The 18,304-nt window shown below is 66.2% G+C and carries 24 protein-coding genes and 1 pseudogene; 13 read left to right on the top strand and 12 right to left on the bottom strand.

What is annotated here, in order from left to right:
* The 6 genes from hisD to IPG97_02535 all read right to left on the bottom strand — a co-directional run bounded on the left by hisD (position 1) and on the right by IPG97_02535 (position 4,901).
* Positions 1-1,293 carry a histidinol dehydrogenase gene (hisD, locus tag IPG97_02560; protein ID MBK6855462.1) on the bottom strand — a complete coding sequence of 431 codons (1,293 nt, stop codon included), beginning with the start codon at positions 1,291-1,293 and terminating at the stop codon, positions 1-3.
* A 179-nt stretch (positions 1,294-1,472) separates the two neighbouring features.
* Entirely contained in the window at positions 1,473-1,679 is a 207-nt protein-coding gene (locus IPG97_02555) for a hypothetical protein (protein MBK6855461.1), read from the bottom strand.
* A gap of 255 nt (positions 1,680-1,934) precedes the next feature.
* The gene (locus IPG97_02550) at positions 1,935-2,477 is read right to left on the bottom strand and encodes an apolipoprotein A1/A4/E family protein (protein ID MBK6855460.1); all 543 of its coding nucleotides are present in this window, start codon (positions 2,475-2,477) and stop codon (positions 1,935-1,937) included.
* Positions 2,478-2,586: 109 nt separating this feature from the next.
* On the bottom strand, positions 2,587-3,630 hold the full coding sequence (locus tag IPG97_02545) for an LLM class F420-dependent oxidoreductase (GenBank protein MBK6855459.1): 1,044 nt from the start codon (positions 3,628-3,630) through the stop codon (positions 2,587-2,589).
* Between the two features lie 234 nt (positions 3,631-3,864).
* Positions 3,865-4,263 carry a hypothetical protein gene (locus IPG97_02540; GenBank protein ID MBK6855458.1) on the bottom strand — a complete coding sequence of 133 codons (399 nt, stop codon included), beginning with the start codon at positions 4,261-4,263 and terminating at the stop codon, positions 3,865-3,867.
* A gap of 299 nt (positions 4,264-4,562) precedes the next feature.
* Positions 4,563-4,901: a hypothetical protein gene (locus tag IPG97_02535; GenBank protein MBK6855457.1), complete on the bottom strand. Its 339-nt coding sequence runs from the start codon at positions 4,899-4,901 to the stop codon at positions 4,563-4,565.
* A 166-nt stretch (positions 4,902-5,067) separates the two neighbouring features.
* Between IPG97_02535 and IPG97_02530 the strand changes: the two genes are divergently transcribed.
* On the top strand, positions 5,068-5,307 hold the full coding sequence (locus IPG97_02530) for a ChpI protein (protein MBK6855456.1): 240 nt from the start codon (positions 5,068-5,070) through the stop codon (positions 5,305-5,307).
* The gene (locus IPG97_02525) at positions 5,304-5,642 is read left to right on the top strand and encodes a type II toxin-antitoxin system PemK/MazF family toxin (protein MBK6855455.1); all 339 of its coding nucleotides are present in this window, start codon (positions 5,304-5,306) and stop codon (positions 5,640-5,642) included. Before IPG97_02530 ends, IPG97_02525 begins: the two co-directional genes overlap by 4 nt.
* Before the next feature lie 37 nt (positions 5,643-5,679).
* On the opposite strand, the gene IPG97_02520 is transcribed toward IPG97_02525, so the two are convergent.
* On the bottom strand, positions 5,680-6,024 hold the full coding sequence (locus tag IPG97_02520) for a DUF86 domain-containing protein (GenBank protein ID MBK6855454.1): 345 nt from the start codon (positions 6,022-6,024) through the stop codon (positions 5,680-5,682).
* Entirely contained in the window at positions 6,021-6,527 is a 507-nt protein-coding gene (locus IPG97_02515) for an XRE family transcriptional regulator (GenBank protein ID MBK6855453.1), read from the bottom strand. The genes IPG97_02520 and IPG97_02515 overlap by 4 nt, the downstream gene beginning before the upstream one ends.
* Before the next feature lie 176 nt (positions 6,528-6,703).
* Between IPG97_02515 and IPG97_02510 the strand changes: the two genes are divergently transcribed.
* Positions 6,704-6,901: a hypothetical protein gene (locus tag IPG97_02510; protein ID MBK6855452.1), complete on the top strand. Its 198-nt coding sequence runs from the start codon at positions 6,704-6,706 to the stop codon at positions 6,899-6,901.
* A gap of 97 nt (positions 6,902-6,998) precedes the next feature.
* Here the strand turns inward: IPG97_02510 and IPG97_02505 are convergent, their stop codons facing one another.
* A complete protein-coding gene (locus IPG97_02505; protein ID MBK6855451.1) occupies positions 6,999-7,403 on the bottom strand; it encodes a hypothetical protein in 405 nt (134 codons plus the stop codon).
* 416 nt (positions 7,404-7,819) lie between these two features.
* On the opposite strand from IPG97_02505, the gene IPG97_02500 reads away from it, so the two are divergent.
* From IPG97_02500 to IPG97_02475, 6 genes are all read left to right on the top strand, one after another.
* Positions 7,820-8,014 carry a hypothetical protein gene (locus IPG97_02500; protein MBK6855450.1) on the top strand — a complete coding sequence of 65 codons (195 nt, stop codon included), beginning with the start codon at positions 7,820-7,822 and terminating at the stop codon, positions 8,012-8,014.
* Positions 8,011-8,601 carry a nucleotidyl transferase AbiEii/AbiGii toxin family protein gene (locus IPG97_02495; GenBank protein MBK6855449.1) on the top strand — a complete coding sequence of 197 codons (591 nt, stop codon included), beginning with the start codon at positions 8,011-8,013 and terminating at the stop codon, positions 8,599-8,601. The genes IPG97_02500 and IPG97_02495 overlap by 4 nt, the downstream gene beginning before the upstream one ends.
* Positions 8,602-8,721: 120 nt before the next feature.
* Positions 8,722-8,997, top strand: a complete 276-nt coding sequence (locus IPG97_02490; GenBank protein MBK6855448.1) for a type II toxin-antitoxin system prevent-host-death family antitoxin — start codon at positions 8,722-8,724, stop codon at positions 8,995-8,997.
* A complete protein-coding gene (locus IPG97_02485) occupies positions 8,994-9,392 on the top strand; it encodes a type II toxin-antitoxin system VapC family toxin (GenBank protein MBK6855447.1) in 399 nt (132 codons plus the stop codon). The genes IPG97_02490 and IPG97_02485 overlap by 4 nt, the downstream gene beginning before the upstream one ends.
* Before the next feature lie 226 nt (positions 9,393-9,618).
* A complete protein-coding gene (locus tag IPG97_02480) occupies positions 9,619-9,870 on the top strand; it encodes an antitoxin (protein MBK6855446.1) in 252 nt (83 codons plus the stop codon).
* Positions 9,870-10,652, top strand: coding sequence for a hypothetical protein (locus IPG97_02475; GenBank protein MBK6855445.1), 783 nt, complete (start codon positions 9,870-9,872; stop codon positions 10,650-10,652). Before IPG97_02480 ends, IPG97_02475 begins: the two co-directional genes overlap by 1 nt.
* 1,006 nt (positions 10,653-11,658) lie before the next feature.
* Here IPG97_02475 and IPG97_02470 read toward each other — a convergent pair.
* Positions 11,659-12,228: a hypothetical protein gene (locus tag IPG97_02470; GenBank protein ID MBK6855444.1), complete on the bottom strand. Its 570-nt coding sequence runs from the start codon at positions 12,226-12,228 to the stop codon at positions 11,659-11,661.
* A 297-nt stretch (positions 12,229-12,525) separates the two neighbouring features.
* Here IPG97_02470 and IPG97_02465 point away from each other — a divergent pair, with 297 nt between their 5' ends.
* The gene (locus IPG97_02465) at positions 12,526-12,837 is read left to right on the top strand and encodes a hypothetical protein (GenBank protein MBK6855443.1); all 312 of its coding nucleotides are present in this window, start codon (positions 12,526-12,528) and stop codon (positions 12,835-12,837) included.
* A 5-nt stretch (positions 12,838-12,842) separates the two neighbouring features.
* Positions 12,843-13,145, top strand: coding sequence for a hypothetical protein (locus tag IPG97_02460; GenBank protein ID MBK6855442.1), 303 nt, complete (start codon positions 12,843-12,845; stop codon positions 13,143-13,145).
* A gap of 87 nt (positions 13,146-13,232) precedes the next feature.
* Here the strand turns inward: IPG97_02460 and IPG97_02455 are convergent, their stop codons facing one another.
* Entirely contained in the window at positions 13,233-14,510 is a 1,278-nt protein-coding gene (locus IPG97_02455) for a hypothetical protein (GenBank protein MBK6855441.1), read from the bottom strand.
* Positions 14,511-14,549: 39 nt separating this feature from the next.
* On the bottom strand, positions 14,550-15,938 hold the full coding sequence (locus IPG97_02450) for a hypothetical protein (protein MBK6855440.1): 1,389 nt from the start codon (positions 15,936-15,938) through the stop codon (positions 14,550-14,552).
* On the opposite strand from IPG97_02450, the pseudogene IPG97_02445 reads away from it, so the two are divergent.
* Together IPG97_02445 and IPG97_02440 are read left to right on the top strand one after the other, a co-directional pair.
* Positions 15,822-16,628 (top strand): annotated as a pseudogene (locus tag IPG97_02445) (hypothetical protein). The gene IPG97_02450 and the pseudogene IPG97_02445 overlap by 117 nt on opposite strands.
* A gap of 37 nt (positions 16,629-16,665) precedes the next feature.
* Positions 16,666-18,255, top strand: coding sequence for a methyltransferase regulatory domain-containing protein (locus IPG97_02440; protein ID MBK6855439.1), 1,590 nt, complete (start codon positions 16,666-16,668; stop codon positions 18,253-18,255).
* Positions 18,256-18,304: the final 49 nt, after the last annotated feature.

Genomic DNA, 18,304 nt, shown 5'->3' with positions numbered 1-18,304 from the left:
TCAGGCCTCTCGGGGGAACGCGACCCGACGCGTGACGCTGTCGGCGTGGGCAGCCAGCCCCTCGGCTCGGGCAATGGCGGCCACCGTCGGTGCAGCGCGATCCAGTGCCTCGCGGTCGAGTGTGATCACGTGCACGTCCTTCACGAAGTCCGACACGGTCAGGGCCGACCCGAAGCGTGCGGTTCCGTCGGTGGGTAGGACGTGGCTGGGACCGGCTAGGTAGTCACCAACCGATGCCGGAGACCACGGCCCGCAGAACACGGCTCCAGCGTGGCGGACCAGCGGCACCAACGCCTCCGGATCAGCGGTGATGAGCTCCAAGTGTTCGGGGGCGATGGTGTTGGACACGGCCACCGCTTGTTCTGGCGAGTCGCACAGCACCGCGTATCCACCTTCGGCGAAGGTCGAGGTGATGTCTTCCCGGCGAGGTGCCACCGCTACCTGGGCCTCTATCTCGGCAGAGATGGCATCGAGCGCGGCTTCGTCCCAGCTGATCAGCCAGGCCAGACCACCGGGGCCGTGTTCGGCTTGGAGGATCACATCTACCGCAGCCAACTCTGCGGGAGCAGTGCCATCGGCGATGACGACCACCTCGGACGGGCCCGGGAAGGACGACGGCACGCCGACCAGCCCGGCCACTTCCCGTTTGGCGATGGCCACGTACACGTTGCCGGGACCGACGATCACGTCGACCGGGCGTACTGTCTCGGTTCCATACGCCATGGCCCCGATGGCTTGAGCCCCTCCCACCGCGTACACCTCGTCCACTCCGGCGATGGCGGCGGCGGCCAGGGTCACCTGGGGGACGTGGCCGGTGCGGTCCGGGGGGACGCACAGCACAACCTCGGGCACTCCGGCCACCTTGGCCGGGATGGCGGTCATCAGCACGGTGCTGGGATAGATGGCTCGCCCGCCAGGCACGTAGCAACCGGCGCGGTCCACGGGAACCTTGCGGCCTTGCACCACGATCCCGTTCCGTTCGTAGGTGTGGTCGGGAACCACCTGGGTGCGGTGGAAGTCGGCGATACCGGCCGCGGCCTCCTCGAGGGCTCGGCGCAGGTCGGGTTCGATGGCGTCGAGCGCCGCCTTGATCGAATCGGGCGGCACGACAAGCGCAGGTCGCACGCCATCGAAACGTTCGGTCAGATCGGCCACGGCGGCGTCACCGCCGGATTGGACCTGAGCCAGGATCTCCTTGACCGCGCCGACCGGCCCTTCGGTGGCCTGGGCCGGGCGCGGCAGGCGACCTCGCAGGTCGGTCCCGGCACCACGGAGGTCGAGTCGGTTCAGCACGAACGCTGAGGCTACCGGCCCTTCCCGAGCACCCCGAAGCCGGTTCGGACTGAACCCGACTGAAACCACAAGGAGGAGGGCCTCAGGTGCCGCGCTGGGCCACGACTAGTCCAATCCAGGCTCGGACCGAGTGCCCCGCCCGGGTCAGGTTCCGACAGGGCTCTGTCTCGTGCCGGGGCCTAGGGTCGTCCGGTATCGTCGACGATTCGGCGGGCACGGTCGACGGCCCTACTCGCCATGGCCAGCGACCTCTCCGCCTCGTATAGGGCCACGGCGGCCTCGGCGTTGAGGCCGCCGTCCAATTCGCTGGCCAACTCTCCCGCCCGACGGGACAGCTCGTCTACGCCTGCGGCCAACGATGACAGGCGGGCGGACTCGAGCGGCATAACGATCTGTCTACCCGACCGAACACCCCGCGCCGGAGTTACATCGCCGGAAAAACAGCGCCGGCGCCCCGAAGGGCGCCGAGCGCAGCGACACCAGGCGGCGGATCCCGATGTCGCGTCCAACCAGGTGGCGGGTACCTGGCTTCGGCCCCACTATACGCACACGCCGTGCAAAAACGCACGTCGGCATGGCCAGATTCTCGTCGGTTCAAACATGACTTGTGTCACGTCGGGTTACGAGCCGCTCCGACGGAGCTACAGAAGGCGGAACGCGGTGAGCAGGGCACCGACAAGTGTGAGGGTCGCCGCCAGGTTGAGTCTCAGCTCACGCTGCAGATCGGTCCGCAGATCGCCAATGTCGATCTTCATTTCGGTCCGAAGGTCACCAATGTCGTTCTTCAATTCCGTGCGCACACCACCAATCTCCGCCTTCAACTCAGCACGCACGTTGCTGAGATTGGCGGTCAGATCGGCTCGAACACCCTCGATCTCCGCCTTCAGATCGGTTCGAACACCCTCGATCTCCGCCTTCAGATCGGTTCGAACACCCTCGATCTCCGCCTTCAGATCGGTTCGAACACCCTCGATCTCCGACGTCAGATCGGTTCGGAGTTGATCGATCTGGTGGACGACATCGCTCTTGAGGGCGATGCACTCGGCGCGGACGAAGTCGCGGGTTGCGGGGGTTTCCAAGTCGTTGGCGGGAAACTGGGACAACAAGGCTTCGGTCACCTCCTCCCCGAGGATCGGAGCGAAGTTCTGGTAGATGATGTTCCGCTGGCTGGCGGTGAGGGCCATAGATGCTCCTTCATCGATGTCTGGGGCCTGTGCCAGGCCCGCATTCACCGGGGAAGGTGTGCTTGATAACCCTATATCCCTCCACTGACGAGGTGGAGGGTGCTGGCCTTCAGGACAGCCATTCCTTGACGGTGGCTACCACCGAGGTCTGGGTCTGGCCGGCTCCGGGGATGGGGATCACGTTGAGGTGTGTGACCCCGGCTTCGTCGAAGGCCGCGACCCGTTCCTTGACGTAGCTCTCGGGGCCTACCAGTGAGATCGCTTCGAGGAACTCGTGGGGCACCTTGGCGGCGGCTTCGGCCTTCTTGCCTTCGAGGTAGAGGTCTTGGATCTCGGCGGCTTCGGCTTCGTAGCCGTAACGGCACATGAGGTCGTTGTAGAAGTTGCGACCCTTGGCTCCCATTCCCCCGACGTAGAGGGCGACCATGGGGCGGGCGAACTCGAGCACTCCCTTCACGTCGTCGCCGATGGCGAGCATGCCGCCGGCGGTGATCATGAGCGGGTCGAGGCCGGGGTTTCGGTTGGCGGCTCCGGCGTCGAGGTCAGCGCCCCATACGTCTCGGGCCTTGGCCGGGTCGAAGAAGATGGGCATCCAACCGTCGGCCACCTCGGCGGTCATCTGGACGTTCTTGGGGCCGAGCGAGGCCACCCAGATCGGGATGCGGGGCCGGACGGGGTGGGCGATGATCTTGAGCGGCTTGCCCAGACCGGTGCCTTCCCCTTCGGGCAGGGGCATGTTGTAGTAGCGGCCGGAGTGAACGAGGCGGTCCTCACGGGCCCACACCTGGCGGCACACGTCGATGATCTCTCGGGTGCGGCCAAGGGGGGCGTCGTATTTGACGCCGTGCCATCCCTCGATCACCTGGGGGCCTGACGCCCCGAGGCCGAGGTGGCAGCGTCCGTCCGACAGGGCGTCGACACCTGCCGCGGTCATGGCCAATAGCGTTGGGGTGCGGGTGTAGATGGGCAAGATGCCCGACGCGATCTGCACGGTGGAGGTCTTCGCCGCCACGTAACCCATGAGGCTGGGCCCGTCGAACCCGTAGGCCTCGGCCACCCACACCAGGTCGAGCCCGGCCTGTTCCAGTTCAGCGACGGTGTCGGCCGCCTCCTTGAATCCGCCGCTGTAGCTGAGCTGCATGCTGATCTGCACGGATGCGCCTCGACTTTCACCCCTGAAATCCCGACCAACTTGACCGGCTGGTCAAGACCCTAGCCAGCGTGGCGCCCGGGTACCACCAACCCGACGCGCGCCGATTTCGAGCGTTGTGCTCATCTAATGCGATCAGCCAGCCTCGACCCCGCCACAGATACGGCCATGCACGCGTCTGCCCGGAGTCCCGGTTGCCCGTGATGGCGACGAACGGATCTGGCGGGTCGCTCGGGTTCAGGCGGCGAGACGGATGCGGGCGGCGGAGGATCGGTCGAGCAACTTCTGGGGGACGAGGGTGCCACTCGGGGTGGTCTTGCCCCCCGCAGAACCGCTGTCTCCCCCACCGTCGTCGCTGGCGCCGTCAGACGATCCGGCACCGACGCCGGCCCCGGCGCTGAACACGTCCTCGCCGGCGAGGTGGCGTTGCCATTCATCGGCGGTGGCCAGCTCTGATCGGTCGATGGAACCGAGGTACACGCCGTTGTCGAACTTGACCCAGTAGCGCACCCAGGCGAACCCGTTGACCAGGATCACCTTGCCCGGCGTTCCCTCGGGGATGTCTCGCAAGTCGTTGCGGGCCACCACCTTGTCTCGCTTGCGGAGCTGACCGGGAGGGAGTTCGGGCTTGGCCATGGCCCACCATGGTGTCTCACATCACGCCAAGGGTGCCAACTGAGGCCATCAAGCCCATCGTGTTGACGTGGCGGCCGGAATTGCCTCGTGGATGACACCAAGTTCCTCGACCATGCCCGCTACCTAAGCGTCATCGCCAGCCCTAGACCTGTCCTCGACCTACCCGACGGTGGCAGGTAGGCCGATCAGCAATCAACCAGCGCGGCCAGGGCATCGCAGAGGTCGTGGCGTCTGGTGGGCCCGAGCGATCCGAGGCGCATAACAGGGAAGCGGCCATGACCGCTGCCGCGATCTCGCACTCAGAGGCTGGTTGCGACCGTGCCGAGGAGACTCACCATGGCCACGATCAGCACGAACAGAAGCTGGCGTTGGGCGGCCTGACGATCCCGACGGATCTCGTCGCGGAACTCGGCGAAGGACCGGTTCATCTCGTCTCCGAACTCACCGAAGGCGATGTGGAACTCGGCACGCAGGTTGCCCTCCAGAGCCTGAAGCTGAAGGGCCACGTCGGTACGCGTCGACACGTCAGCCCAACCAACAGGAGGAAGATGCTCCATCAACGTCGTCGCCTCCTGCGCACCCAGCGCCGCTTCCAAACGGACATACAGATCATGACGACCCTGCTCGGTGATAGCCACAACAAGAACCTCGAATCAACAAAAGCGAACCCGACCGGGCCCGACCAAGACCGAGGCACCACAACACAAGTGGCTGACGTCAACCGCCACCCTACCCAGCCACCCCGACAGTCCCGGCGGGCACCCCTGGCAGACGAGATGAAGTCATACCGGTTATACTCAGGTCATGAAGACCGCCATCTCCATCCCCGATGCGATTTTCGAGGACGGTGAACGCCTCGCTGGACGCCTGGGTTGGAGCCGCTCCCAGCTCTACGCCGAGGCCATGAAGGCCTTCTTGATCGACCACGCAGACGAGCACGATGCCGTGACCGTGGCGCTCGACACCCTCTATGGCGACGCGGCCGCCAGCTTGGCGTCCAATCCGGGTAAGGACCTGATCGACAGCGGCCAGTGGGACTGGTGAAGCGCTCCCAGGTGTGGTGGGTCGACTTCGGTGAACCGATCGGCTCAGAGCCGGGCTATCGCCGTCCGGCGTTGGTCGTGTCGTCGGACCGTTTCAACCGGTCACGGATCTCTACGGTCATCGTGGCCCCGATCACCAGCAACCTTCGCCTGGCTGACGCGCCCGGCAACGTCACGGTCCAAGCCGATGAGGCCGGCCTGGACAAGATGTCGGTGGTCAACGTGAGCCAGATACTGGTCATCGACCGATACCGCCTGCAAAGCACAGTCGGCTCCCTCACACCACAGACGATGCGGGAAGTGGACGCAGGCCTACGCCTAGTCCTGTCCCTCTGAACCACCCCAGCTCCTGCGGAGCCTCAACGCTGCCAGTTCACTGGATCTGATCGTCTCGTTCCAACGCTTCACCCAGGCGTTCGATCGCCGCGACCAGTGGTGGTAGGTCATGTTCGATGGTTGCGGCCACGATCACGTGATCGGTGTCGAAGTAGCGGTGGGCAAGGTGGTCTCGCATACCTGCGATGTCTTGCCACGCCACAGCGGGCTCACCGCTGAGCACCTCTGGAGATATCGCTTTGACCGCTTCGCCGATCTCGATCAGGCGGATCCTCACCGCGTCAAACACGAGACCGTCGCTCAATGAGCCTCGATCCAGGTGTTCGCCGATAGCTCGGGCCGCGGCGGCAATATCGGCGAGCCGCTGAGCATCGTCTCTCATAGCGCAATGGCCTCGGATAGCACTCTGGCGGCGAGCGCAGGTTTGAGCGATCTGGCGGGAACCACATCCACCTCGCGGTTGAGCAGTTCTTCGAGTTCTCGTTCGAGACCGATCAGACCCACCAGACCTACGTTGTCGGCAAGGTCGACGAGGAGGTCGACGTCGCTGTGGTCGTGGTCCTCCCCGCGAGCCACGCTGCCAAAGACCCGAACGTTGCTAGCGCCGCGGCCTGCGGCGAGGGACAGAATCTGGTCTCGTTTGGATCCGAGCTGACGGCCCGTCGGCGTATCGGGCAGGCTGCGCACTTCGACCAGCTCGATTGAGAGCTCGAGCCCGGCCGCGTGAACCAGTCTGGTCAAGGTGGCAAGTCCAGGTTCGCGGCGCCCGGTCTCGTACGCGCTGATGACGGGCTGCACTACCCCGGCCCTACGGGCAAGGTCCGATTGAGTCAGGCCCGCTGCGTGTCGGGCCTGACGCAGGACTTGGGCAGCGGTGGCCTGCATGACCGCCAATATAGCGGATCGTCTATTTCCTGCCCCTTCTTACCGATCTCCCCGGACCGTCGACGAGTGGCATCGCCTTCCAGCGGTCTCTTTGGCGTCGCTGCCCGACCGAGAGCGAAACCTGTCCGGTCGTAGCGATATCGGGCTCGTCCAATATGTCGAGGAGATCACCTCGGGTGGATTCCCGGGAATGCGCCACATGGAGCCCAGGGCTCCCCTCCGGCTACTCGACGGCTACCTGGAACGCATCGTCGACCACGATCTTGTCGCCGCTGGTTTCGCAGTGCGCCGACCCGCAACGCTGCTGGCGTGGCTTCGCCTACCGCCGCTCCGACGGGATCGGCGTGGTCCCCTTGGCATTGTTCGGCACGTAAGTGCCGAGGATCGGTCAGTTGCCAGGCCGGTAGACGGTGAGCCCGGCTGCGTGGGCGGCGTTGGCTCGCTCCATGCCCCGGTTTCGAGCCCGTGGTCTCAAAGGCTGGTGGCCACCGTGCCCAACAAGCTGAGGAAGGCAACCACCAGCACGAACAGCAACTGGCGCTGCGCGACCTGACGATCCCGACGGATCTCGTCGCGGAAGTCGGTGAAGGACCGATGCATCTCCTCCCGGAACTCCGACGAGGTCCGGTTCATCTCGTCTCGGAACTCGGCGAAGGACCGGTGGATCTCGTCTCGGAACTCGCCGAGGGCGATGTGGAGGTCGGCCCGCAGGTTTCCCTCCAGAGCCTGAAGCTGAAGGGCCACGTCGGTACGCGTCGACACATCGGCCCAACCGACAGGAGGAAGATGCTCCATCAACGTCGTCGCCTTCTGCGCACCCAGCGCTGCTTCCAAACGGATATACAGATCATGACGACTCTGCTCGGTGATAGCCACAACAAGAACCTCGAATCAACAAAAGCGAACCCGACCGGGCCCGACCAAGACCGAGGCACCACAACACAAGTGGCTGACGTCAACCGCCACCCTACCCAGCCACCCCGACAGTCCCGGCGGGCACCCCTGGCAGACGAGATGAAGTCATACCGGTTATACTCAGGTCATGAAGACCGCCATCTCCATCCCCGATGCGATTTTCGAGGACGGTGAACGCCTCGCTGGACGCCTGGGTTGGAGCCGCTCCCAGCTCTACGCCGGCTGACCAGGCTGACCAGGCTGACCAGGCTGACCAGGGCCCCGATGAGCATGAACAGATGCTGACGTTGACACGCCAACCGTCGAGCTCCGACAAGATCACCCGCCTGGGCCAACAATCTGCATGGTAGAAGCCGTTGAAATTGTACGCTGGGGAGGTGAGCAACGACACCCCGGCTGGGCGGTTGCGGGCGGCCCTTGAGCTGGCCGAGACGGGGGTGGAGATGAAACGCCAGAACCTTCGGCGGGCCTACCCGACCGAAACTGCCGAGGAGATCGACGATCGGCTCAGGGCATGGTTGGGGGATCGGCCGTTGGATGCTCCAGGACGGGTCGTCCGCCTCTCACCATGACCGAACTGTTGGGTGCACTGGATCGCACTGGAGCGATCCTGCGACAAGGCGGTTGGAACTTCTGCCTTGTTGGCGGCCTGGCGGTCTCGGCTCGGACCGAGCCACGCTTCACGCGAGACGTGGATCTGGCGGTTGTGGTCGAAAGCGATGATGCCGCACAGGCCTTGGTTTGTTCGTTGTTGGCGTTGGGATTCACGATCAACGCGGTCGTCGAAAACGATGCCACCGATCGAATGGCAACGGTGCGGATGACGGCCGACGACGGCTGGCACATCGACCTGCTCTTCGCGTCGTCTGGGATCGAGGCCGAGATCGTGGCTGGGGCCACCGATCTGGAGGTTGTCGCCGGGCTGGTTGTGCCGGTGGCGTCGGTTGGGCATCTCATCGCATTGAAGCTGTTGTCAAAGAACGACGCGACCCGCCCCAACGACACCGCAGACCTCCGAGCTTTGTCATTGATCGCTGACCCCGACGATCTACTAGTGGCCCACCAATCGGTCTCGCTCATCGTCGAGCGCGGGTACCACCGAGGTAGAGACCTGATTGCCGACTTGGATCTGGCCTTGCGGTTTGTGGCAGGCAGCTAGCGTTCACGCCGATAGAAACGTGACACCGCCGAGGTCGCCCTGGCCGACTGAGTCCTGACGACCGACTCACGACGACCAACTCCCTTCACGAATAGCACAATAGGTGCTACTTTGTTTTCTGTGGAGACGATCGGGGTTCGTGAACTTCGCCAGAATGCCAGCCGCTATCTCGAGCTGGTCAAGGACGGCGAGACCATCGAGGTCACCGAGCGCGGCACTTTGGTGGCCTTGTTGGTTCCACCCAGCCCTGCCCGCCTCGCCCGCGACCGTCTGTTGGCCGACGGTCGTCTCCGGTCGGCCACCGGGCCTCGAACGTTTCCGATCCGTCGCAAGATCGCGCGCGGCTCACCCGACGGTGCCACCGTGTTGGAAGACCTGCGCCGCGACAGCCGGTGATCTACCTCGACTCGTCGGCGCTCCTCAAGTTGGTGTTCGACGAATCCGAGAGCGAAGCCCTGGAGACATGGCTGGCCGAGCGGCCTGACTCGCCGCTGGTGTCGAGCGAGATCTCTCGTATCGAGGTAAAGCGTGCGGTGATGCTAATCGATCCAGGGGCAGCACACGAGGCCCGGGCGTTGTTGGCCGGTCTCGACTTGGTGCCGCTTGCCTCAGATCTGGTGGATGCGGCCTGCGACATCGGCGAATCACACCTGCGAAGCCTCGATGCCATCCATCTCGCCACGGCGTGGTCTTTGCGCCAGGTGCCCGCAACGCTGGTTGCCTACGACACCCGCCTGCTGAACTCGGCCGCTGAACAAGGCCTCCAGATAGCCAGCCCGGGCCAAACCTGACCGGCGCGGCCAGCTCTAGGCCGCGGAGACGTCATCGGGTGGGGGTATCGATGGCCGGTAGGTAGCGGCGAAGATGCTCCATCCACGTCGTCGCCTCCTGCGCACCCAGCGCTGCTTCCAAACGCTCCCACCCTACCCAGCGACCCCGACAAGCAGACCGGTGGCGGAGCAGAGCGCTGCGCGTTTGGCATCATGCTGTCACACGTTGTGATGCTATGATGCGCCCGTGAGGACCACGGTGACGCTGGACGCCGACACTCGGCGGTTGGTGGAGCGGTTCATGGCTGAGCGGAGCCTGTCTTTCAAGCAGGCGCTCAACGAGGCGATCCGTCGCGGATTGGCCGATGGCACCGCAGTGGAGTCGCCGACTCGTCCGAGGTCGATGGGGACGCCTCGGGTAGAGCTCACCAAGGCGCTGTCCCTGGCGGCTGCCCTCGAGGATGACGTGGTCGCTCAACAGCTCACCGACGGCCGCTGATGGTCATCGTCGACGCCAATGTGTTGTTGTACGCCGTCAACGAGGACACCATCCACCACCGCGCCGCTCGAACATGGCTGGATGACGCCCTGGCCGGCAACAGTGGCGTGGGCTTTGCCTGGCTGGTGCTGGTCGCCTTCATGAGGGTGTCGACCAACACCCGCATCATGCCGACTCCCCTATCGGTCGACGAAGCGATCGAGCAGGTCGAGGCGTGGTTGGCGTGCCCGGCCGCTACGGCGGCGGCCGAGCCGCTCAGCCGAGCACAGCGTTGCATCTCGTCGACCACCAGCACCTCTCCCCTGATCCGGCGGGAAACGAGCTCAGCGCGCCGACGGAACACCATGTTCACGGCTCCATGCACCTCTACAAGTTCCCGACCGACCAAATCGCTCACCAGGTCGAGCCCCGCGTCTATGGCCTCATCATCGGCAGGAACGTCGAGCCACGGGAATGTGTCCCAAATAGCGCTGGCGGCAGGATTCAAGGTCACCAACTCGCGCGACGAAGGATCGAAAAGCACCCTCGAGTCGCCAAGCGACACCTCGACCAAGCCTGACCTTGGGGCCACCGTCATCGTCGCAGGCCAGTCTGGATCGACCGGACCCAGACTGGCGGAGGTAGCACCCTCGTCGGATGATTCGGTGTGCCGGGCCGGCGAACACTCTGAAGGAGTCCGAATCGGTCGGCATTCCTTCACGAGCCAAGGGGTCCCGGGAATCCTCGGTGGGCTGGCAACAAGGTCTCGGATCACCGGAACCGCGTCGCATGCCTCTCCGTAGACGAGGCGCACGACCGGAACGGAGGTGGCCAGCCACGCGAACGAGTCCAGCGCCAGCGCGGGGTCTCTCGCCAGGTCCAGGTTGTTGACAGCCAGTAACTCGAGGGCCTCGTGGGCGTCGGTCACCAAGTCCCAGCTTGGTATCGCACCGTCCACGCGCTCGGGCAGAACGATCAGAACGGGACGTCCTGCTACCAGATGACGAGACCCCAGGTCGGCGGCAGTCACCAACACAGTATGGGCAGACCCATTCAATCGATCGGAGATCGGTCGTGGCAGGTGAGCTCCACCACCAGGTTTGACAGACACCGGGCGCGTAAACCCTGCCACCAAGGCCTGAGCCGGGTGCGCCGAGATCTGCTCATCGGTGAGCAACGACAACCCCGATGCCGCAAGGTTCGCCACCAGGGTCGACTTCCCAGCACCAGACCTGCCTAGTACGAGCACCGCCGAGCCCGCTTCGTCACAAAGGGCCCCGCCGTGAAGATGTGACCACGACGGGTTGCCATCCAGCCATAGGCGGGTGATCAAGCTCAATACCCGGTCTGCAACCGCATCACGGCGAGCTGAGGCGGCGAGACGACCAATCGACGCTGGTGCGCCGGCAGCTCGAGGTTCAACGGTGACGTCGATCTGTATCCGTGATTCCGAACCCGTGGCGGCACCGTCGCCGGCACTCAATCTCACTCGGAATGTGGCACCGTCGATCGCCGGCTCAAGCATGCCCCTGCTGGCCTCGGTGGCGATGACCTCATCAGCAGCCTCGGGTCCCAGCCCGAGAAGCGGTGCGAGCGCGGCACCTTCACCGGTGCCTTCGTCGACAACCCACAGCTCTAGGCGCGACAAAACGAGCCCAGCGGGGCCATCTTGCGGTGAACTCGGGCGTGACAACCCTCCGACCCCCAAGATCACCGATCGATGTACATGCGCAACTGTGGTCATGGACCGATCACGATGGGGAGCAACCCATCACCATGGGCCCGCTCGAATTCGCCGACGCGAAGGAGTCAGTCGGTGCAGTACACGGTGACGGTAGCCACCGGGTTCAGGTTGGACGGGCAGTTCGTGGTCCCGGAACAATCGAGGTTGAACACCACGGTGTCGCCGGTGAAGTTCAATGTGTCGCTGGTGCCGATCGAAGAACCTGACCAGGTTCCACCGTTGGCTCGGCAGTTCCCCTCTTCCAAGGTGACCAGGCAATCACCGCTGCCCGCGTAGTTGGTCATCTCCACGGTGGCCGTGCCGCCGCCGAATGGATCGCCCGTGACATCCACCTGGAAGGAGTGGATGAAGGTCTGGTTGCTGACCGTGGCCGGGCCACACACCGCCGGATTGCCAGTAAAGGACCCCCAGCAGTACGCCCGTCCCTGTCCACAGGTGCCATCTCCAACAGAACCGATGGTGATGGTGGATAGGCCGCTTGCTGCCGCCGCGTAGTCGGGCAGCACGCGGAAGCCGCTGACCTTGGGCGCGCTGAGAGCAGCAGCCGCAGCCGCGCCACCCAGAGCAGCCTTCATGGCGTCACGGCGGTCGATCGACTTCTTGTCCAAAGTCGCATCGTCAAAGTTGCTGTCCAAGGGGGTCCCTCCACAAATAGCTGCCAGCGGCAACGTAGCACACCGGGAAGGCGGCCCTGAATCACCGATGTCCAGGTCGGATGCAATGGCGGTGGAACTGTAAGCGCACCTGCTCCGATCCTGCCCGAGTTTGAGGCGACCCCCACCAGGTGATCCCCGGGGCTAGCCTCAACGCGGTGACCGGCCACCGCCCAACGATCACCATCGAGGCAAATGAAGTCTGGGCGTTCAGGGTGGTCACGTCGGCGAATCCCCTCTCGCCGATGAAATCTCACCTGATTACGGAGAACGTCGGACGTGAACCAGTACCCCATGAAGACCGTGTACCGCGGCACGACCATCCGCAACTGTCGGGTACTAGCCGACGGCACCGGTACCACGGTGTGGCACTGGGACAGGGACCAAGACGCTGCGGTCGTTCTCATCCAGGTAGGCGATCAGCCTCGACGATTGGGTGCCACGCAGAGCTGGAAGGTCGGAGACCTGGTGTTCGAACCCCAACGGGGCTGCGGCTGCCAACACCCGATGTACACCTTCGTCCCGCCCGCCTACGTCACCTCCCAGCAGAGTGGGGGCGACGACGCTGGCCTCCTAGAGGGTCGGGGCTGAGGACGATGACCCTCACCCCTGCCCGACTTGTCCTCGGGGCTGCGGCCACCGCCCGGCTGGCTCGTCTGGTCACCCGAGACACCATCTTCGACACGCCCCGGCTGCGCTACGTGCAGGCCATGGACCGAACCGGCCACCCCAAGCTGGCCGAGCTGGCGGTGTGCCCGTGGTGCATCTCCATGTGGATCGGTGCCGTGGTCGCCGTGGCCGCCGACCGTGACACCCCCGGATTCGACGTGGCCGCGGCCGCCCTGGCCTTCTCCCTGGCCGCGGGGGTTATCAACGAACTGGGCACCGAGGCCGACTGAGCGACCCTGTCGGCTCAGACCAGGCTGGTCGCCAGCGCCACGTGCCGACTCGCATTTCCAACTGGTAGGCCCACCGGGCTGGATGGCTCAGAGTTGGTTGGTGGTCAGGGCTTGGGCCAGTGCGGCTGAGTCGTTGTGGCGGATGGCCAGCACTGGGACCTGATCAGCCAACTGGCACAACGTTTCCCAGCCGGTCTGGCCGGCGGTGTAGAGGTTGAGGGTGGCACCCAACAGCGCCTCTAGGGCAACGCGAGGGGTCAGGTGCTCTACCTGGCGGGGGTGGGGACCGCTGGAACCGGCGCCGTCTTGGCCATCCTGGGCCGAAAGGTCGGAATCGATGCCATCTGCTTGCCCGGGTGCGTCAGGGTCATCGGGGTCCGCTGACCCCAAGTCAGGGTCGTAGGTGGGGAGGATTATGCGGGTGATGGGGCCGGCGTCACCGGTCACATTCACTGTTTCGTGGCGAATCTCAGAGATCGCCACGAACGGGTTGTCGGGGTCGCCGACCACGCCTACCACCTGGCGGCTCGGCTCATCGAGGGCAGGCGAACGTGGGAAGCCGACGGCTTGGAGCGAACCCAGGCGCACACCGGTGAGCTCGTCTCCCAGGTAGTCGGCACCGGCTTGCACCAATGCCACGGTCAGGGTGGACTTGCCGGCCTCGGGCAAACCGGCGACGACGGTGATGGTTCCGTCGGAGTGACGGACGGCGCCGGCGTGCAGCACCAAGAAGCTGGCGGCGCGGGGAGCGAAGTCGTTGATGACACCGGGAAGCTGAACCAGGAAGCCGTGCCGATCAGGGAAGTCCCAGTCTTCGGCGGCCTGCAACAGCACACCACCATCGTCGGTGGGCTCGACGTCGAACACCATGGTCGGCTCGCCGTCACAGGGGTCGACCCCCAGGTAGGCGTCAATGTCGGCCAACAGGGATGCATCGGTGCTGCGGAACACCAAGCGGTGATCGAGCAGGGCCTGGGGTGGGCTCAGGCTGGTGCCGGGCCGGTCCCGGGCCAGGCGGCGACTACCGGACTCGGCATCTGCATCGTCGGTGCTGGCGGCGCGAGCGGTTGCGGATGAGGCGGTCGTGCCCGGGGGTGGGCCGACCAGGAACCCGGCCTCTACCAGGCTGTCCACCGCAGCGGTGACAGCCTGAGCCGCTTGGGCCTCGTCGATGCCAGCGGCTTCGGCTACCTCCGACGCCAGCCGATCCACCGGGTCGCCACCCGAGCTCAAGATCAGTCCAGCCAGGGCCGACACCACCGTCACCCGGTCGAACTGGCGGTCATAGACCGCCCAACCGTCGGCCAGCGGAGCGGCCAGGGCCGTGCCCGAACGCGCCGGCACGGTGGCGCCAGAGGCGCTCACCGGCCGGTCAGTTCTGTACAGGTGGGGCGAAGCCCGGCATCAGCGTGCCGGTGAACCCGGCTCAGGGGTAGAGGCACCGCTCGGTGGTGTCTGGGTTGCCCAAGGCATCCAGGTACAGCCGGACCCAGCCGGTGGAGCCGCCCGAACCCGGACCCCAGTTACCGTTACCGGCAGCCAGCATCGAACCGGCTCCGCCGGTGGCACCACCGTTGTAGGTGATCGTGGTACCGACGACACCGCTCGCGCTGGTGGAGCCGCTGCCGCCGCCACCCCCGAACCCGAACGAGCACCCTGGGTCAGCGTTGGCGAGACCCGGTCTCCACCGCTGCCACCGCCACCGCCGACGTTGCCACCACCGCCGCCACCGCCACCACCACCAGCGGCGGTGCCGGGGTTGATCAAACCGGTGCGGGTGACATTGGATGCGCCGTAACCACCGGCGCCACCGACGCCGAGAACCTGGGAGGCACCGGCCGAAGACGACGCACCGGCGCTCATGCCACCGGTTCCGCCGTTCTGGCCGCCAAGGCCTCCATAGCCACGGGTCTGGGTGTCACCAGCGGTCCCGCCCACGCCGTTACCGCCGTTGTGATCGCTGTTGGCGCTGCGGGCGCCGCCCGAGTCTCCGTCGGCCGTGGCCGGGGGCACCGAGGTGCCCTGGTTGGCGCCACCTTGGGCCTGGGCGCCGCCGCCACCACCACCACCACCACCGGCGATAACCGTGATACCGGTTCCGGTGAGCGCCGATGCGCCACCACCGCCGCCGCCGCCGCCACCACCGTCGCCGTTGACGTTGCCGGGGCCGTTACGACCGCCGGCACCACCGACGCGGTAGCCGGTGCCGCCGGCACCGCCAAGGGAACCCGAGGTGGCGTTGCCGTTCCACGCCGTGGGCTGGGGGGCGCCAGCGCCGCCGGTACCCACCGCGATGGTGACGGTGTAGCTGGCAATCATGGAAGCCACGTTGCCGGTGATCTGGGCACCGGTGCCGCCGTTGCCGGCCGGCCCACGCTGGTAGTAGCCCTGGGAGCCACCGCCACCGCCACCGCCGGCGACGTCGAAGAACAGCGCCCGGCCCGCAGGCACGGTGACCTGACCGGCCACGGGGTTGTTGCAGAGCAGACCCGAGCCGGTGCCCTGGGCGCCGGCGGGGCTTACGAAGGTGTCCAGCACGATCGGGGCGCCGACCACACCGGCGGCCAAGCCCAGCTTGGCCAGGGCGTTACGCCGGCTGATTGACTCAGGGGCGTCGGTTGTCGGTTCGGTGGATTCTGCGTCCATGGGTTCGAGCAGGTCCTTTGAGTCGTAGCCGACTACGTCCGACGAGACCTCCAGCCACCATCGCACGCCCGCGTCGCCGAGGCGGCGGCAGCAGGAGGGGCCACCTGGATCGGCCACGCCACCCTCGATGGCGACGTGGTCGACCATGGGCTTGCACCCGAGGTGGAGCGGGACCTGACCGGCCTGGTCGGTTCGGCCCGGTCCGAGGTGCTGCGCCAATCGCTCACCGACATTGCCGTTCGGCGCACCAACCGGGCCGACCTGTTCCGCCTCGGTTCCCAACCCCTGGACAACCGGAGCCGCACCAACTGGCTGGCCCGACTGTTCGTGGCCCCCTACGACTCCACCGCCACGTCGGGCCTCGGGCCCGCCGACCAGATCTCTGCTGGCCCGGCCCCGACCCCGGCCAGCCCGGAGCCGACCACAAGGCAGACCCGCGCCACGACCAGGGCCAACAAGCCCACCGGGGCTCGGCCGTCGTCATCGGAACGAACCGGCCCACCCCGCGATCAGCCCAGCCCACTCGACTTCGGGGAGAACCAGACCACGTCGGTGCGCCGACTGTTGGCCGACGTCGCCCCCAAGCAACGTCAACAGCTCCTCCGCCAGGCGATGCGGACAGGGCTGTGCCACCCGGTACTGGGTGGCACAGCGGGAGCGGACCGACCCCCGAACCCCGACGCAACCCAGGCCGCGGTTCGACTGACCGACCACATCAACGCGACCCACCCGGCCGAACACCGTTGGGTCGCGTCACCGGGCCTCGGCTCGGCGCTGCCGGCTCACGTCACCGCCACCGCCGACGAGAGCACCCGTCGAGCCTGGGGGCTGGCGTGATGCCCGGGACCGGCCAGCGCCGAGAGGTAGGCAACTCGTGACCCCACATTGGACCTGGGACAACGGCCGAACTGGAGTCGGCTCCACCCGCCTGGCCGGCTGGTCGGACGGTTACACCACCGACACCACCTACCAGGACCTCGTCAACACCGACATGTGCCCGGTGTGGTTCTCGATGATCTCGGTGCTCAACGGCCAGCCCCCCTTGGCTGTGGACGGATCGATGGTGTGGCTGGACGTGGCCTGCGGAACCGGGCTGGGCACCGTGGCGGTAGCGGCCGCCAACCCCAACATCGAGGTTTGGGGCGTGGACTACAACCCCACCCACATCGAACGGGCCCGGCGCCTGGCCCGCGCCGCCGAACTACCCAACTGCCACTTCGTGGAAGCTAGCTTCGAAGACCTGGCCACCCAACGCCACCTGGGCCCGTTCGAGATCGACGTCGCCGTGGTGAACGGCGTGTACTCGTGGGTAAGCGCTGCCAACCAGCGCCACATCGTCGATGCCATCGGCGCACGCCTCCGGGCTGGCGGACTGGCCTACGTCATGTATGAGACCGCGCCGGGGTGGTCGTCGATGAACCCCCTGGCCGAGGCGCTACGCCTGTGGGTCGACGCCGACGGACGGGCCGGTCACCTCGCCTTCCACGACGCTGCCGCCGCGGTGGGGGCGGTGCTCGACAGCGGGGCCCGCTTCGCTCCGTTGGGTCGACGCGAGGAGCGAAGCCGAGCCGGTTGGGCCGACGCGCACGGCCACTACGCCGCCCATGAGTACCTGGGCTCCAACTTCGCGCCCCTCCACGCCCACGACGTCTTCGCCACCCTCTCCACCGCCAAGTGCTCGCTGGTCGGCAGCCTCGCCCCCCTCGACCACCACCACTACTTCTCCACCCCACCCGAGGTGGCAGACCTGGTGGAAGGGGCCACCGATCCGGTGCTGGCCGCCCTGGTACGAGACCTGGCCACCGAACGGGCGCTGCGTCGAGACCTGTTCCGTCGCGGCAAGGCCCACCCCACCCGCTTCGAACAGGACGACTGGCTGCACCGCATCACCATCGCCGGCACCGGCGACACCCTGCGCGAGGAGCCGCTCGAACTGGAAGCCATGAAGGTCAACCTCGACCCCCAGTTCCACGCCCCGCTGATCCAGGCGCTCATCGAGACCGATCTGAACGTCGCCACCGTCATGGCCATCCACCCCGAATGGGCCTTCACCGACGCGGTGACGGCCATGGCCCTGCTGGTGGCCGGCGGCTACGCCGTCCCGGTCCGCCCAGGACCTCCCAGCCCCGAAGCGACGGCAGCATGCCAGCGACTCAACGAGGTTCTGGCCTACGAACGCCAGGTGGGCCGAGATCACAACTGCCTGGCCTCCCCCGCCGCTGGAGCCATGGTGGCCCTCGACCTGGTCGAGACCCTGGCCTTGGACGCCATCTGGAGGGGCACCACCGATGACGTGTCAGCCCTGGCCGACCAGGTTCAGGCCAGCTTCAGCGCCCAGGGCCTTTTCGTCAGAGAGAAGAACGAACTGATCAAAGACCCGGCTGCGGCCAGGGAGATCATCGAACGTCGGGTAACCAACCTGTTGAGCCGCCAACCCGCGCTGGCCCGCCTCGGCATCGTCTGACACCAGTATCCCCACAGCCGCCCTGCTCCTCGGGCAGGCATCATCGGGT

The sequence above is a fragment of the Microthrixaceae bacterium genome (assembly GCA_016702505.1).
Lineage (GTDB): Bacteria > Actinomycetota > Acidimicrobiia > Acidimicrobiales > Iamiaceae > Aquihabitans.
Note: the sequence above shows the minus strand (reverse complement) of the source record. Positions and strands in the feature narration are given on the sequence as shown.